11 protein-coding genes are annotated in these 15,031 nt (G+C 65.9%); 3 read left to right on the forward strand and 8 right to left on the reverse strand.

Translation table 11 applies throughout. The features are described from left to right. Positions 1-3 precede the first annotated feature (3 nt). The 4 genes from mdcA to AC5P9L_RS09270 form a co-directional block, all read right to left on the reverse strand. A complete protein-coding gene (gene mdcA, locus AC5P9L_RS09255; protein ID WP_165710259.1) occupies positions 4-1,647 on the reverse strand; it encodes a malonate decarboxylase subunit alpha in 1,644 nt (547 codons plus the stop codon). Positions 1,648-1,837: 190 nt separating this feature from the next. Continuing rightward, positions 1,838-4,030 carry a TonB-dependent siderophore receptor gene (locus AC5P9L_RS09260; RefSeq protein WP_076738855.1) on the reverse strand — a complete coding sequence of 731 codons (2,193 nt, stop codon included), beginning with the start codon at positions 4,028-4,030 and terminating at the stop codon, positions 1,838-1,840. Between the two features lie 354 nt (positions 4,031-4,384). Continuing rightward, positions 4,385-6,073 (reverse strand): malate dehydrogenase (quinone), encoded by a 1,689-nt coding sequence (gene mqo, locus AC5P9L_RS09265; protein ID WP_495230604.1) that lies wholly within the window; start codon positions 6,071-6,073, stop codon positions 4,385-4,387. A gap of 229 nt (positions 6,074-6,302) precedes the next feature. Beyond that, positions 6,303-6,749, reverse strand: coding sequence for a GNAT family N-acetyltransferase (locus tag AC5P9L_RS09270; protein ID WP_087802935.1), 447 nt, complete (start codon positions 6,747-6,749; stop codon positions 6,303-6,305). A gap of 68 nt (positions 6,750-6,817) precedes the next feature. On the opposite strand from AC5P9L_RS09270, the gene AC5P9L_RS09275 reads away from it, so the two are divergent. After that, positions 6,818-7,216: a hypothetical protein gene (locus AC5P9L_RS09275; RefSeq protein WP_005408521.1), complete on the forward strand. Its 399-nt coding sequence runs from the start codon at positions 6,818-6,820 to the stop codon at positions 7,214-7,216. A gap of 240 nt (positions 7,217-7,456) precedes the next feature. On the opposite strand, the gene AC5P9L_RS09280 is transcribed toward AC5P9L_RS09275, so the two are convergent. Continuing rightward, positions 7,457-8,362, reverse strand: coding sequence for a LysR family transcriptional regulator ArgP (locus tag AC5P9L_RS09280; protein ID WP_005412604.1), 906 nt, complete (start codon positions 8,360-8,362; stop codon positions 7,457-7,459). A 138-nt stretch (positions 8,363-8,500) separates the two neighbouring features. Between AC5P9L_RS09280 and AC5P9L_RS09285 the strand changes: the two genes are divergently transcribed. Then, a complete protein-coding gene (locus AC5P9L_RS09285; protein WP_005408523.1) occupies positions 8,501-9,136 on the forward strand; it encodes a LysE/ArgO family amino acid transporter in 636 nt (211 codons plus the stop codon). Positions 9,137-9,303: 167 nt separating this feature from the next. Beyond that, positions 9,304-11,271, forward strand: coding sequence for an alpha/beta hydrolase family protein (locus AC5P9L_RS09290; protein ID WP_262101741.1), 1,968 nt, complete (start codon positions 9,304-9,306; stop codon positions 11,269-11,271). A gap of 54 nt (positions 11,272-11,325) precedes the next feature. Here AC5P9L_RS09290 and AC5P9L_RS09295 read toward each other — a convergent pair whose 3' ends face one another. The 3 genes from AC5P9L_RS09295 to AC5P9L_RS09305 form a co-directional block, all read right to left on the reverse strand. Continuing rightward, on the reverse strand, positions 11,326-13,080 hold the full coding sequence (locus tag AC5P9L_RS09295) for a peptide MFS transporter (protein ID WP_111196867.1): 1,755 nt from the start codon (positions 13,078-13,080) through the stop codon (positions 11,326-11,328). Between the two features lie 79 nt (positions 13,081-13,159). Further along, a complete protein-coding gene (locus AC5P9L_RS09300; RefSeq protein WP_262101742.1) occupies positions 13,160-14,308 on the reverse strand; it encodes an acetyltransferase domain-containing protein in 1,149 nt (382 codons plus the stop codon). Between the two features lie 91 nt (positions 14,309-14,399). Then, complete coding sequence (locus AC5P9L_RS09305; RefSeq protein WP_236672424.1) at positions 14,400-14,942, reverse strand: hypothetical protein; 543 nt, start codon at positions 14,940-14,942, stop codon at positions 14,400-14,402. Positions 14,943-15,031 lie beyond the last annotated feature (89 nt).

Consider the following 15,031-nt stretch of genomic DNA (forward strand, 5'->3'; position numbering starts at 1 on the left):
CCCTTACCAGTTGCGGAAGCGCTTGGGCGGGTCGTACAGGCCGCCGGACCAGCGCACCAGGTCTTTCACCGAACGCGCCGCCAGCAGGTCACGGCTGGCATCGCGCACGGAGATGCCGAGGTCATCGGGACGGCGGATCACGCCGCGGTCGCGCAGGTTCTCCACCATCGCGCGGTCGCGCCCCATGCCCACGGCGGTATAGCCGGCCACGCCACGGATCGCCTGTTCGCGCTCCTCAGGGGTGCGGCACAGCAGCAGGTTGGCAATGCCTTCCTCGGTCAGCACATGGCTGACGTCGTCGCCGTAGATCATCACCGGCGGCAGCGGCATGTTCGCGCGTTCGGCCAGGTCCCAGGCATCGAGGCGCTCGACGAAGGCCGGCGCCATGTGCTCGCGGAAGGTTTCCACCATCTGCACCACCAGCTTGCGCCCACGCGGCATCTCACCCGGGCGCGCGGCCTGCTGGCCGGCCTTGATCCAGGCCTCGCTGGCATGGCGCCGGCCGCGTGCGTCCGAGCCCATGTTCGGTGCGCCACCGAAGCCGGCAATGCGGTCGCGGGTGGCGGTGGAGCTGTTGCCCTGCAGGTCGATCTGCAATGTGGAACCGATGAACATGTCGCAGGCATACAGGCCGGCGGTCTGCGAGAAGGCGCGGTTGGAACGCATCGAGCCATCGGCGCCGGTGAAGAACACATCGCCTCGCGCGGCGATGTACTTCTCCATGCCCAGTTCCGAACCGAACGAATGCACCGATCTGACGAAGCCCGATTCGATTGCCGGAATCAGTGCCGGGTGGGGGTTCAACGCCCAGTGCTGGCAGATCTTTCCCTTCAGGCCGAGCGATTCGGCGTAGGTGGGGAGCAGCAGTTCGATGGCCGCCGTATCGAAGCCGATGCCATGGTTGAGGCGGTTCACGCCGTACTCGGCGTAGATGCCATTGATCGCCATCATCGCCATCAACACCTGGATCTCGGAGATCTGCGCCGGGTCGCGGGTGAACAGCGGTTCGATATGGTTCGGCTTCGGCGCCTGCACCACGAAGTTGACCCAGTCAGCGGGAATGTCGACGCGGGGGAGGGCGTCGACGATCTCGTTGACCTGGGCGATGACGATGCCGCCACCGAAGGCGGTGGCTTCGACGATCACCGGCGTGTCTTCGGTGTTCGGCCCGGTGTACAGGTTGCCGTGCCGATCTGCGGCCTGCGCGGCGACCAGGGCCACGCGCGGGGTCAGGTCGATGAAGTAGCGGCCGAACAGTTCCAGGTAGGTGTGGATGGCACCGATCTGGATGCGCCCTTCAGCCACCAGGTTGGCCAACCGCACTGACTGCGGGCCGGAGAACGAGAAGTCCAGCTTCGACGCGATGCCACGCTCGAATACATCCAGGTGCGACGGCAGCGACAGCACCGACTGCACCATGTGCAGGTCGTGCACGCGGGCCGGGTCAAGATCGGCCAGGGCCTGGGCGAGGAAATCGGCCTGTTTCTGGTTGTTGCCCTCCAGGCAGACCTTGTCGCCTGGCTCCAGCAGTGCGTGCAGCAGCTCGCCTACGTCGCCGGCGGCGACCTCGCGTCCCCGGGCCCACGGCGCGGCACGTTCCAGGCGGGCCTGGCGGCTGCGTTCCAACGTATCCCAGCTCGGGTTCATCGACCGGCTTCCGATTGGTGTCGATGTAATTACGACATAATTACGAAGGACGCCGCAACCTGCAGTGCAGCAAAAGGAAGGGCCCGCGCGGAGGCGGGCCCATTCAGGTAGGCCACGACCGTGGGTCGTGGCGGAGGGCGTGCCGACCAACGGTCGGCACCCAGCAGGCACCCACCGGTTCGCGGCTTGCTCAGAACTTCCAGCGCAGGCTGGCCGACACGAAGCGCGGTTCGCCGTAGTTGTTGTAGTCCAGATTCGCCCAGTAGGTCTTGTCCAGTGCGTTGCGCACGCTCAGCGTTGCGGTCCAGCTGTCGCTGATGCGGTAGTTGGCATTGAACTGCACCAGCATGTAGGCCGGCTGGTTCACCGTCACCGTGCCGCCCAGCGGATAGGCGATGTTGTAGCCCTGCACCTTGCTCTGCCACTGCACGCCACCGCCAACGCTCAGGCGTTCCAGCGCACCGCGCAGCTGCAGCTGCGTGTTGAGCTGCAATAGATCCTTCGGCGGGTTGGCGTACAGCAGGTCGGTAGCCGCGCGGGTGACCTTGACGTGGGTGTAGCCGGCATTGACCGTCCAGCCCGGCAGGATCTCGCCGTTGACGTCCACTTCCCAGCCGCGTGCCTTGGTGCCGTTGACGCCGATGTAGGCGGAGGTGCCATCGCTCAGCGAACCTTCCGGCACGCCCATGTCGCGCACGGCGTAGTTGTCCTGCTTGGCCTCGAACACGGCGGCGTTGGCGGTCAGGCGGCCGTCCAGCCACTGGGTCTTGATGCCCGCTTCCAGGTTCGAACCCTGCACCGGTGCCAGCAGGTTCTCGTTGCGGTCCTTGAAGTTCTGCGGGTTGAAGATCTCGGTGTAACTGGCATAGGCCGACACGTTCGGGGTGATGTCGTAGACCAGGCCCACGTAGGGAGTGACTTCATCGCTCACCTTGTACGCGCCGCTGGTGCCGGTGTAGGCGCCAGCGGCGTTGTAGGAGCGGGTGAGGGTTTCCCAGCGGCTCAGGCGTGCGCCGGCAATCAGCGACAGCGGATCGGCCAGGCGCAGGCGGGTGGCCAGGTAGACGCCACTCTGCGTGGTCTTGGCCACGCGGCGCGCGCCGGTGCGGCGGTAGGTCACCTCGGAGATGTCGCCGTTCCAGTTGTACACGTTGGGAATGTAGTAGCAGCGCTCGCCGCCGCAGCGCGCCCAGTCGCTCGGGAAGTTCAGTGCCAGGGTATTCGTCGTGCCTTCCAGGTCCGACCACTGTGCGCCGAGGGTCACGTCGTGGTCGCGGCCGAACAGATCGAAACTGCCGGTCAGGTAGGCATCGACATTGCGGCGGGTGTCCTTCGAATCACCGGCGGCCGCGCGCAGGTAGATGCCCGCGCCGGTCACCGGGTCCGGGTTGCCGGTGCCGTACAGGCGCACGTTCTGCACGTTGCCACGGGTATAGGCGGTGTTGATCTTCAACAGCCAGTTGTCGCCGAAACGCTGTTCCAGGTTGGCGAAGGCGGTGTTGCTCTCGCGCTTCCAGTAGCTCCATTTCGGCGACAGGTTGGTCGAGCGCGGCAAGTGCGCGAAATGGCCCTGGTTGTCGAAGAACGGCACGGTGCCCCAGGTCGAGCCGGTGGGGTTGTTGTCCTGGCTCTGGTAACCGAGGGTGATCGTGGTGCTGTCGGTGACGTCGCCTTCCAGCACCGCCATGCCGGCCATCTTGTTCTCGTCGTAGCGGTCGTAATACAGGCCACGATCGGTGTAGGCGGCGACCACGCGGCTGCGGAAGCGGCCGTCGGCGGTCAGTGGCGCGGTCACGTCGGCCTCCATGCGACGGTAGTCCCAGCTGCCGGCGCTGACCGCGAACGACGCATCGAATTCCTTGCCCGGGCGCTTGCGCAGCAGGTTGACCGTGGCCGACGGCACGCCGGCGCCGCTGAGCAGGCCGTTGGCGCCGCGGATCACTTCGATACGGTCGTAGAAGGCGGTGTCGTACTCCTGGTTGGTGGAGCCGCTGTAGGTGGGAATGCCATCGACCTGGAAGTCGGTGATGGCGAAGCCGCGCGCGTAGTACAGCGGGCGCTGCGTGTCATAGAAGGACACGCTCACGCCGGTTACATTGCGCATCACATCGTTGATGCTGAACAGTGATTCGTCCTGCAGGCGCTGCAGGCTGATGGCGGTGGCGGACTGCGGGGTCTCCTGCAGGGTGATCGGCAGGCGCGTGGTGCTCGACGGTGGTGCGGACTGTTCGGCGCGGACGCTGACCCTGTCCAGGGTCTTGGCATCGGCAGTGCCATCGGCGGCGGCGAACGCGCTGGGCGCGGCCAGCAGGGTCAGCGACGAAAGCAGGGCAGCCGGCAGCAACGCGCGGCGGGGCAGGCGGTTACGGAGGATCAGGGACATGGTGGGCTCGAGGCTCGGAAGCGGGGAAGGGCGGCAACAGTCGTCCAGCACCCGGGGCGGCGGCTTCGGGCACGGTCAGGTCCATCTGGGGAGGTGCGATCACTGCACAGGACGCAAATGTAAATAATTCTTAACAACATTACAATTCGCGTCATTCGCAGGGACTTTCCGGCGCAGAGCAGTGGCGGGCCGGGGTCGGATCCCGTCGCCGCAGGCAATGGGCTCTGACCCCATCATCGGCGGCCAGGTGCAGGTCAGAGCCCTCCCGTGCGGGAGGAATCCGACCCATTTCGCACAAAAACAAACGGCCACCCGAAGGTGGCCGTCCGTCTCCATCGAAAGCAAACTGCGGGCTTACAGCGCCTGCAGTTCCTCGTTGGCGTTGCGCTTTTCCTTGGCCGCTGCCGGCACTGCAGCCGCAGCAGGCGATGCCGCGTTCGCATCCACCGGCACCTCCAGATACGGCAGATGCAGGGTCTGGCTGGTCAGCGTACGGATCTCGTTGACCAGCGCGGCGCTGTCGTTGAGCTTGCGCCCGTACGACGGCACGATCTCGCGCAGGCGGGCTTCCCAGCCGGCCTTCATCTGGTCCGGGAAGGCCTTGGCCATCAGGTCCAGCATGATCGGCGGCGAGGTCGACGCACCCGGCGAAGCGCCGAGCAGGGCGGCGATGGTGTGGTCCTTGTCGGTCACGATCTCGGTACCGAACTGCAGCACCGGGCCCTTCAGCGGATCACGCTTGATGATCTGCACGCGCTGGCCGGCGGTGACCAGCTTCCAGTCACCCGGCTTGGCAGTGGGGAAGTACTTGACCAGCTCGGCCTGGCGGTCGGCATCGTTCAGGCGCGCCTGGCCCATCAGGTACTGCACCAGGTCCAGGTTGTCCTTGCCCACTTCCAGCATCGGGCCGACGTTGTTGTGGTTCACCGACGAGTACAGGTCCCACCACGAACCGTGCTTGAGGAACTTGGTGCTGTACAGCGCGAACGGCCCGAACAGGACCACCGGCTTGCCGTCCAGCTTGCGCGCATCCAGGTGCGGCACCGACATCGGCGGCGAGCCGGTCTCGGCCATGCCGTAGGCCTTCACGCCGTGGCGCGAGGTCACGTCCTGGCCCTGGAAGGCGAGGAACTGGCCACCGACCGGGAAGCCGGCGTAGTCCTTCGATTCCGGAATGCCGGACATCTGCAGCAGCTTCAGTGCAGCGCCACCGGCACCGATGAACACGAAGCGGGCGTGGGTGGTGGACTCGGTGCCGGCCTTGAGGTCCTTCACCGTCACGTTCCAGCTCTTGTCGCCGTTCTGCCGCAGCGCGCTCACTTCGTGGTTGAGGTGCAGGCTGAAGTTCGGGCTGCGCTGCAGGCCGGCGGTCAGCTGGCGGGTGATCACGCCGAAATTGACGTCGGTGCCCAGCGGCATCCAGGTCGCGGCAACCTTCTGCTTCGGGTCACGGCCTTCCATCAGCAGCGGGGCCCACTGCTTGATCTGGGCCGGATCCTCGGAGTACTGCATGCCGTAGAACAGCGGATTCTTCACCAGGGCCTGCTGGCGCTTGTGCAGGTAGGCGATGTTGTCATCGCCCCAGACGAAGCTCATGTGCGGGGTCGGGTTGATGAAGTCGCTGGGCTGGCTCAGCCGGCCTTCCTTCACCTGGTGCGACCAGAACTGGCGCGAGACCTCGAACGATTCGGCGATGCCGACCGCGCGCTTGGTCTCGATGCTGCCGTCGGGCAGTTCCGGGGTGTAGTTCAGTTCGGCGAAGGCCGAGTGGCCGGTGCCGGCGTTGTTCCAGCCGTCGGAGCTTTCACCGGCGACGCCGTCGAGGCGTTCGTAGACCTGGATGTTCCAGTCCGGCTGCAGTTCCTGCAGGTAGGTGGCCAGGGTGATGCTCATGATGCCGGCGCCGACCAGCACAACGTCGACGGGCTTGTCGTTGCTGGCGGCGGGCACCGAGCGCTGGGTCAGCGGCCAGTACAGGAACAGCGCGGCGGCCAGCAACAGCAGCACGAGCAGGGCGAGAAGAGCCTTGCCAAATTTCTTCATGGGGGCGGGATCGTTGGCGGAGGGGAAGGGGTCAGGATGCGCGTGGGACAGGGAAAGGGCGTGAAGAAACAACGCCTTGCAGCATCCATATGCGATTCTAACCGGATCCGGTCTGTTTTTGATGCAACGCAGCATCCGGCGTTTCGCGCCATCCTCACCCGCTAGCGCCGGGTGATACCCGGCGAACGAAGCCTTGCCAGCGTCAGGCCATCCCTGGCGACAGCTTCACTCAGACCAGCTCAAGAATCTCGTCACCGGCCTCGTCGACCTGCCCGGTCGGGCGCCAGCCCAGGCGCCGGTAGAAGCCATGCGAGCGCGAGCGTGGGTCGGCCGAACAGGCCAGGAACAGGCGTTGGTGGCCGGCATCGCGGGTCAGGCTGACCACGTCCTGCAGCAGCTGCCGACCGAGGCCGCGGCCTTCATACTCGGGCAGCAGGGCCAGCACCAGCACCTCGCCGCTGTCGCGGTCGGCGAAGCAGTATCCGGCCATGCGCTCGCCCTCCCAGGCGACGCGGCCGATCGAATCGCCCTGGGCGATGCCGGCCGCCCAGCTGTCCTCGGTGATGCCCAGCTCTGCCAACTGCGCGGCGCTGAAGGCGTTTTCGCGGGTGCGCCCGCGCAGGTCGATGCAGGCGGCGGCATCTTCGGGGCGCGCATCGCGGACGAATACAGGCATGCAGGGCATCCTTGCGGTGATCGGCCGACCAGTATCCGCATCACGCATGGAGCCGGTGTGGAGGTTGCGTGGAGATTGGATGGAGTAAAAAAGGGACGGAGGGGATTAAGTCGCTTTCGACCCGACTTCTCCATGGCCCGGGCTCGACAACTCCTGACTACCAAGCGATGCATTCCGAACGCTTGGCTGCCCTGGTGGTATCAGGTCGCAGCGAGGCCCTCCTGTCGCAGCAAGGCAAGGTACCTTCCACCTTCATCGTCAGCGTCGAATATGTCCTCGCCATCCAATGCATACGCCCTGAGCAGGTACTCAAGGGCCCGATCCCGCTGCCCCAGAAGTTCGTTGCATTGGCCAACGCGATACAGGATGAAGGGATTGGTATGCCCGTCCGGACCATTCAATGCATCCATGAAGTACTTCAGGGCGGTCACTACGTCACCAGAAAGAAAGCTCGCGTCTCCAAGTGAAGCACAGAGCCACGTGTAGGCCTCCCAATCCTTGGCAGGAGCTGGCAGTGACCCGCTCATAGATTTCGTCAGGAAGTTCCATTCGGTTTGACTCACAATTGGCAAGCTTTCCAGCCTACGTAAAACAAGTACATCTGTCGGCTGGCAATTGAGCTATTCGGTGTCGCAATTGCCTCGAATTTTGGCCGCGTGAGCCGAAAGCGGGTGCCGACCAAGATCTACATCCCCTGGGAGGCCAGCTCAGCGCTTGCGCCGGATCAGTGCCGAGGAGGCATCCAGCACCGCGCGGGTCAGCAGGGCCATGGTCTGCACGTCGCCCTTCCAATGCTGCCAGTACAGCGGCACGTCTTCCCACGCGCGCTGGCGCACGTAGACCAGGCGGCCCGCGTCCAGGTGCCGCTTGACCAGCGGCAACGGATTCATCGTCCAGCCCATGCCGCCAAGGTTGGCCTGCACGAAGGCGCGCGTGGACGGAATCCACCAGGTCGGCGCGGTGCTGGGCAGGTCGTCGCCGGCCATGCGCCGGGCGAAGCGCGACTGCATGTCGTCCTTGCGGTTGAACACCAGCACCGGGGCCTGCGCCAGCGCCTGCGCGGTCACACCTTTGGCGAAATGACGCTCGCGGAATTCGGGTGTACAGGTGGCCGCGTAGCGGATGCTGCCCAGTGCATGGATCTGGCAGCCCTGCACCGGCTCGTCCAGGGTGGTCACCGCACCCAGCACCGTGCCCTGGCGCAGCAGCTCCACGGTGTGGTCCTGGTCCTCAACGCGCAGGTCCAGCGTGGTGCCGGTGGTCTGTGCGAACTGGTAGGCGGCCTGGGGGAACCAGGTTTCCAGGCTGTCGTGGTTCACCGCCACCGGGATGCTGGCCTGTGGCAGATCCTCGTCGGCCAGGCCCATCCGGTGCAGCGCATCGTGTTCGAGCAGGGCCGTCTGCTCGGCCAGCTGCACCAGCAGCTGCCCCTCCGCGGTGGCCGTGGCCGGGGTGCCGCGCTTGACCAGCAGCCGGCCGATCCGATCTTCCAGCGCCTTGACCCGCTGCGAGATGGCGGACGGGGTGACATTCAGCGACTGCGCGGCGCGGTCGAAGCTGCCTTCGCGGATCACTGCGGCGAGGGCGCGCAGCTGGGCATGGTCGATACGCATCGAATTAAGTTCCGCTAATGTTGGTTTAGGAAGTTTAGCTCGTCTTTTTCATGTTGCGGCGCGACAATGGCGCCCGTTCCGGTGCTGTCCGCCTTCGCGAGGCACCGTCCCCCCAAGCAAGTAAAGGCAGTGAATCCCATGTTCTCGGTCATCTCCGCCAGCACCGGCCTCGGTGCCTGGTTCTCTGGTGCAGCTACCGGCATCGGCCTGTTCGCCGTGGTCGGCGCCCAGAGCGCCTTCATCCTGCGCCAGGGCATCCTGCGCAAGCACATCGTGCCGGTGGTCGCCACCTGTGCGGCCATCGATGCGATCTTCATCTTTGCCAGCGTGGCCGGCCTGCGCACGCTCACTTCGGCGCTGCCGTGGCTGACCACTGCCGTGCTGTGGACCGGTGTGGCGTTCCTGGCCTGGTACGCAATGAAGTCGGCTCGCCGTGCGATCGCCGGTGGCGGCGGCATGGGCGAGGCTGACAGCGACGACGGCAGCCGCCGTGCGGTGCTGATGGCCGCGGTCGGTTTCTCGCTGATCAACCCGCACTTCTGGCTGGACATGATGGTGATCGGTTCGATCGCCGAGAACTTCGGCAACGCCCGCATGGCCTTCGCTGCCGGCGTGGTCACCGCCAGCTGCCTGTGGCTGACCGCGCAGGGCCTCGGCGCGCGCCTGCTGGCGCCGCTGTTCACCAAGCCCAGCACCTGGCGCGTGCTCGACGGCACCATCGCAGTGATCCTCAGCATCCTGGCCCTCACGTTGGCGGTGCGCGGGGTCCACTGACCCGGCGCTCGCCCCCCGAACCCACGTCCTGACTCTCTCTCCAAGGTAGTGGTAACGACGGCACCGGCAACGGTGCCGTCGTTTTTTGTACGCCACTGGCGGGCCGGGCACTGGCCTGCCTAGAATCGGCCAGCCGGGACAAGGGGTCCAGGCAGGGGGAGAGAAGGATGCACAAGCGCTGGCTGGCCGCCATCATCATGGCGGGACTTTGGTGTGGAACCGCTGCTGCGATCGATCTGGGCGCCTATGTGCGAGCGGACAAGTTCGGCGATGTCATGCTGTCTCCCGGGGGCGATTATCTGGCCGCGACCGTGCCTGCGGACGGCTTCACCGCTGTGATCATCCTTCGTACGGACGACAACACGCCGGTGGGCAACCTGCGCCCACCACTCAATTCGCATGTCTTCGGCCTGCACTGGGTCAACAACGATCAGGTGATGTTCGGTCTGGCGCAGAAGTTCGGTACCCGCGATGCGCCGTGGGCCACCGGCGAGCTGCTGACACTGGATGCACGCACCGGACGACCGGAACTACTGGTGGGCTACCGCGACCTTGGCCTGCGCGTGCGGCCCAAGTACCGGACGTCGGCCGCGGCGTTCCTCAGTGACGCCCTGCCTGGCGACGATGCGCACGTGGTCATCGCAGTAGGCGGATCGCGGCTGGATGCCAACGGTTATGCGGCCCAGCTGGAACTGGCAAGCGGCAAGCAGCGGCTGCTGGCCCGCGCGCCGATGCCGGGTGCCTCCTATGTGGTGGATGCCCGCGGCGACGTACGTTTCGTACAGGGCGCCGGTACTGACAACGTCCATCGGCTCTACCACCGCAACGGTGGCGACTGGGCGCTGGTCAACGATGAGAAACGGAGTGGTCGCAGCGAGGCGGCGCTGGGCTTTTCCGCCGACGGCCAGCTGGCCTACCTGCTCAGCGAGCAGCCCAGCGGCCCCGATGCCATCGTCAGCTGGAACCCGGCCACGCAGGAGCGCAAGGTCGTGCTGCGCGATGAGGTTGTCGATCCGGCACGACTGATCCGCAGCCCGGGCAGCACCGTGCCGGTCGGTGCGCTGTTCCTGGGAAACACGCCGCATACCCGGTTCTTCGACGAAAGCTCGGACGAGGCACGGTTGTACCGCAGCCTGGAGGCGGCCTTCCCCGGGCGTGCAGTATTCATCACCTCCAGTACCCGCGACGGTCGCCGGCTGCTGGTGGAAACCGGGTCCGGTTCAAATCCGGGCGAGTTCTACCTCTACGACCGCGACCGCAACCAGGCACGCTTCCTGATGGCGCGCAGCGAATGGATTGATCCGGAGACCACTGCGTCGGTGCGGCCGGTCCTGCTGAAGGCGCGTGACGGGCTGGAGCTCCATGGATTCCTGACAGTCCCGCATGGCAGCACTGGCCGTGACCTGCCGATGGTGGTGGTGCCGCATGGTGGGCCGATCGGGATATTCGACAACGGCGGTTTCGACCACGAGAACCAGTTGCTGGCCGCTGCCGGCTACGCCGTGCTGCAGATCAATTTCCGCGGCTCGGGCAACTACGGCCGTGCGCACAGCCGGGCAGCACTGAAACAGTGGGGGCGCGCGATGCAGGACGACGTGACCGACGCGACGCGCTGGGCGATCAGCGAAGGCATCGCCGATGCCCGGCGCATCTGCATCTACGGTGCCAGCTACGGCGCCTACTCGGCGATGATGGGCGCCGCGCGCGAACCGGGGCTGTACCAGTGCGCGGCCGGCTATGTGGGCGTCTACGACCTGCCGCTGATGTTTACTGGCGGCGATATCCAGGACCGCGATTCCGGAATGAGCTACCTGCGCGAGTGGCTGGGTGATCCGGCCACGCTGGGTGCGGTCTCGCCGGTCAACCTGGCCGAGCGGATCAGGGTGCCGGTGTTCCTGGCGGCCGGTGGTCAGGACAAGCGCGCCCCGATCCAGCACACCGAGCGCATGGAAGCGGCGCTCAAGCGTGCCGGTACGCCGGTGGAAAGCCTGTACTACAAGACCGAAGGGCACGGCTTCTATACCCAGGCCCATCGCAGCGAGTACTACGGCAAGCTGCTGGCGTTCCTGTCGCGCAGCCTGGGTGGCAAGACCGCCACGACTGCGGCTGCGGACGGCAAGGGCAGGGCGCCGTAACGCAACGGCGGCGGATGATCCAACCGGCGCCCCGGTTCCTGCCTGTGCGTGGGCTTACTTCACCCCGTGCATCATCTTCTTCAACAGTGGCGCGGCAATGAAAGCGGCCAGCGCACAGCCCAGGCCGATCCACATCAGCAGCCAGAACAGGTGCGCATAGGCACCGGCGGCGGCCACCATGTCCAGCGATTCGCCTTCCGGCACCTCGATCGCGGCCAGCTTGCCGAACAGCGCGGCCAGCGTCTCCGAGAAGGCGGTGGCCAGGAACCAGGTGCCCATCATCAGGCTCATCACCCGCGGCACGGCCAACTGGGTCACCGCCGACAGGCCGACCGGCGACAGGCACATCTCGCCGCTGGCCAGCAGGAAGTAGGCCAGCACCAGCCACCACACGCTGGCCATCTCGCCGGTAGCGCCGACCTGCTGCGCGGCCAGTGCCAGCGGCACGAACGACAGTGCGCCGATCACCAGGCCCCAGGCCGACTTCACCGGCTTGCCTGGTTCCCAACCGCGGCGGTCCATCCACGTCCACAGCGCGGCGAAGGCCGGTGCCAGCAGCACCAGGAACAGGCCGCCGAGATAGGTGAGCGAGCCAGCGGTCTGCGGAATCACCAGGCAGTCGCGCACCAGCAGCACCAGCATCAGCACGACGATGGCGGCGAAGAACGTGCGCGGCGCAGCCGAACCCGGACGACGCTCGGACAACCGCGCGCTGACCACGAAGCCCAGCGGTGCCAGCAGCAGTGAGAGGATCGACCACGGCAGCGGCGTACCGCCGGTGATCACCAGCGAGGGCACGATGTCCTTGGTCAGCAGCCGGTCGGTGAAGGTCACCCACGAGCCGTAGGACTGCTCGTACATGGTGAAGAACACCAGCGCCATGAAGATCAGCACCATCAGCGCGATCATCTGCTGGCGCTGTACCGGCGTGCACTTGCTGCCGGTGAACCAGGCGAACCAGACCAGCACGCCGCCCAGCACCACCACCATCAACATCAGTGCCAGGCTGATTTCACCGCCCAGCGCGAACGCGCCGTTGCCGGCCGCCCACATCAGCCACGCCACCGGCAACACACCGAGCACCGCGCACAGATAGATGAGCCATTCGCGCGGCAGGCCCAGCACCTTCTGCTTCAACGCCGCCGGTTGCGGCGGCTCGGCGTGGCCCTGCAGGTACTTCTGGCCCCACAGGAACATTGCCAGGCCGGCCAGCATGCCGATGCCGGCCGCACCGAAACCGTACTTCCAGCCGTAGGCCTCGCCGAGGAAGCCGCACACCAGCGATGAGAACAGCGCGCCCAGGTTGATGCCGGCGTAGAACAGCGAGAAACCCGAATCGCGGCGCGGATCGTCCTTGGCGTACAGCTTGCCGACAATGGTGGAGATGTTCGGCTTGAGGAAGCCGACGCCCATGATGATCAGCGCCAGCGACAGGTAGGTCACCGCCAGTGCCGAGGTGTCGCGCACCACGTCGCCGTTCACCCGGTACGCAGCGTGGCCTTCGAAGGCCATGCCGAGGTGGCCGAGTACCAGCAGGATGCCGCCGAACAGCACGGCCCGGCGCATGCCCAGCCAGCGGTCGGCCAGCATGCCGCCGAATACAGGGATGCAGTACACCAGGCCACCGTAGGCGCCGAGCAGGTCCAGGCCGGCCTTGTCGCCGAACAGGTGGTACTTGGTCAGGTACAGCAGCAACAGCGCCTTCATGCCGTAGAAGGAGAAGCGCTCCCACATTTCGGTGAAGAAGCAGACGTAGACGCCTTTGGGGTGGCCCAGGAAGTCGTCGGAAGCGATAGCGGTGGAATTCATCGCGGAATTATAGGCCTGTGGCCTGATCCGCTTTCAGTAGATCCACGCCATGCGTGGATTGCCGGACTGGCCTGGGCGATCACAGGTACCGCAACCACGCCAGGTCACGCCTTCGCGCCTTGAACCGCGCGAATGCCCGGGTCGGCGGGTACAGCACCACCGCCAGCGCACAGGCCACCAGCAGCAGGCCGCTGACCGAATCCAGGGCATACAACTCGCCATGGGTCGGCCCCCAGGCCGCGAGCGCGCCCAGGTACAGCGCCTTCAGCACATACAGGTGCAGCAGGTAGAAGAACATCGGCGCGGCGCCGATATCGGCCAGCGGGCGCAGCGCACGCGCCAGTGTCGGCCATTCGTATAGGCGCAGCAGCAACAGCCCTACGCCCAGGGTCAACAGCAGGAACTGCAGCGACGGCGGGTACTTGGTGATGTTGAGGATGCTCAGCCAGGTGCGCAGTGCTGTGGTCTGGTACTGCCAAGGGGCATCCCCGTACTCGTTGGCGAACCGCAGTAAGGCGAACATGGCCAGCGCACCGACGCCTGCCCACAGCAGCCAGTGCTGGCGCTGCGTCGGGTCGCGCTCGCGGGCGAACCATGGCCCCATCAGATAACCCAGGGCGATCACCCCGATCCACGGCAGCACCGGATAGGAGGTGCGCAGGCGCAGCGCGCCGGCCTCGATCCAGTCGCGCTGGTGCAGCACTTTCCACAGCACCGCCAGCAGGCCATCGCCTTGCACCCGCAAGCCGTCGAACAGGTTGTGCCCGGCCACCACCGCGATTGCCAGCACCAGCAGGGCCGGGCATGGCAGCCAAAGCAGCCCGGCCAGCGCGATCATGCTCAGCCCGATGGCCCAGATCACCTGCAGGTACAGGGTTTCCGGCGGCAGCTGGAAGGTCCAGGCGAAATTCACCAGGGTCAGTTCCAGCACGACCAGGAACAGCCCGCGCTTGAGCAGGAACGCGGCCGTGGCCCGGCGCGGATCCGCCTGGCGCTGGCCGTACAGCCAGGCCGACAGGCCGGTCAACAGGACGAACACGGGTGCGCACAGGTGGGCCAGCAGACGGCAGGCGAACAGCGCGGGGGAGACCGTCGCCGCGTCCATCGGGTCGCTCACCTGGTGCTGCAGGAAGAAGGTCTCGCGCACGTGGTCGAGCAACATCAACAGCATCACGGTGCCGCGCAGCTGGTCGATGGAGGCCAGGCGGGTAGCGGGGGAAGGGGCCACGTGCGAGGTTCGGTCGGCGTGACAGGATATAACATTACAATTGCGTCTTTCCAGCGTGTGCTGGGCGGTTCCGACGAGCGCGCGCGTCGGCTCAGGGCAGGCAAACCGAGGGGCTCCAGCCCAGCGCCTCGTCGTAGTGGACCTGGATCGCTCGCAGGCTCCCGTCGGGGTTGGCCTTCAAGCAGAATCGGGCGCTGTGGTGTTGCGTGGCGCCGGTCCTGGTGGCCGACAGCGAAACATCGTACAGGCGTCCGGGCTGCAGCGGCATCGCCGTCTGCCTTGAAATGGCGTTGGCTGGCACTTCTCCGTAGACCACGCAGGCTCCGGGTGGAAGTGGGATTGATGCGGGATGGGCAAAGTAGAACGACCATTGCCGCCGCAGCGGTGGAGTAATTGCGTCATGCACCTCCACACCAAACACCTCCGGAGTTTTACCGATACGCTTGCGCTCTTTCCTGGGTAGTCCGAAACAAGGTTTACCGGCGTGGTCGGTGATCTCGACTGCGCCAATGCGGCTCCAGGCAGATGCGTAATCGCAAAGCGGCATCAGGCAGATCAGGGCCACGACAGCCACGACCGGTGATTTGATCGGGCGGATCCGCAGTGGGGTGTTCATCGGGCGGCTCAGCGTCATCGGTTCAGATCATGAACACGATGCAAGGGGCGTTGAGGCACTTCAAACGATGATGGCTGGGATGCTGCAGTACTGGTTGGCCGGGCCCC

This window comes from Stenotrophomonas sp. YJH_SMC_64 (assembly GCF_059371375.1).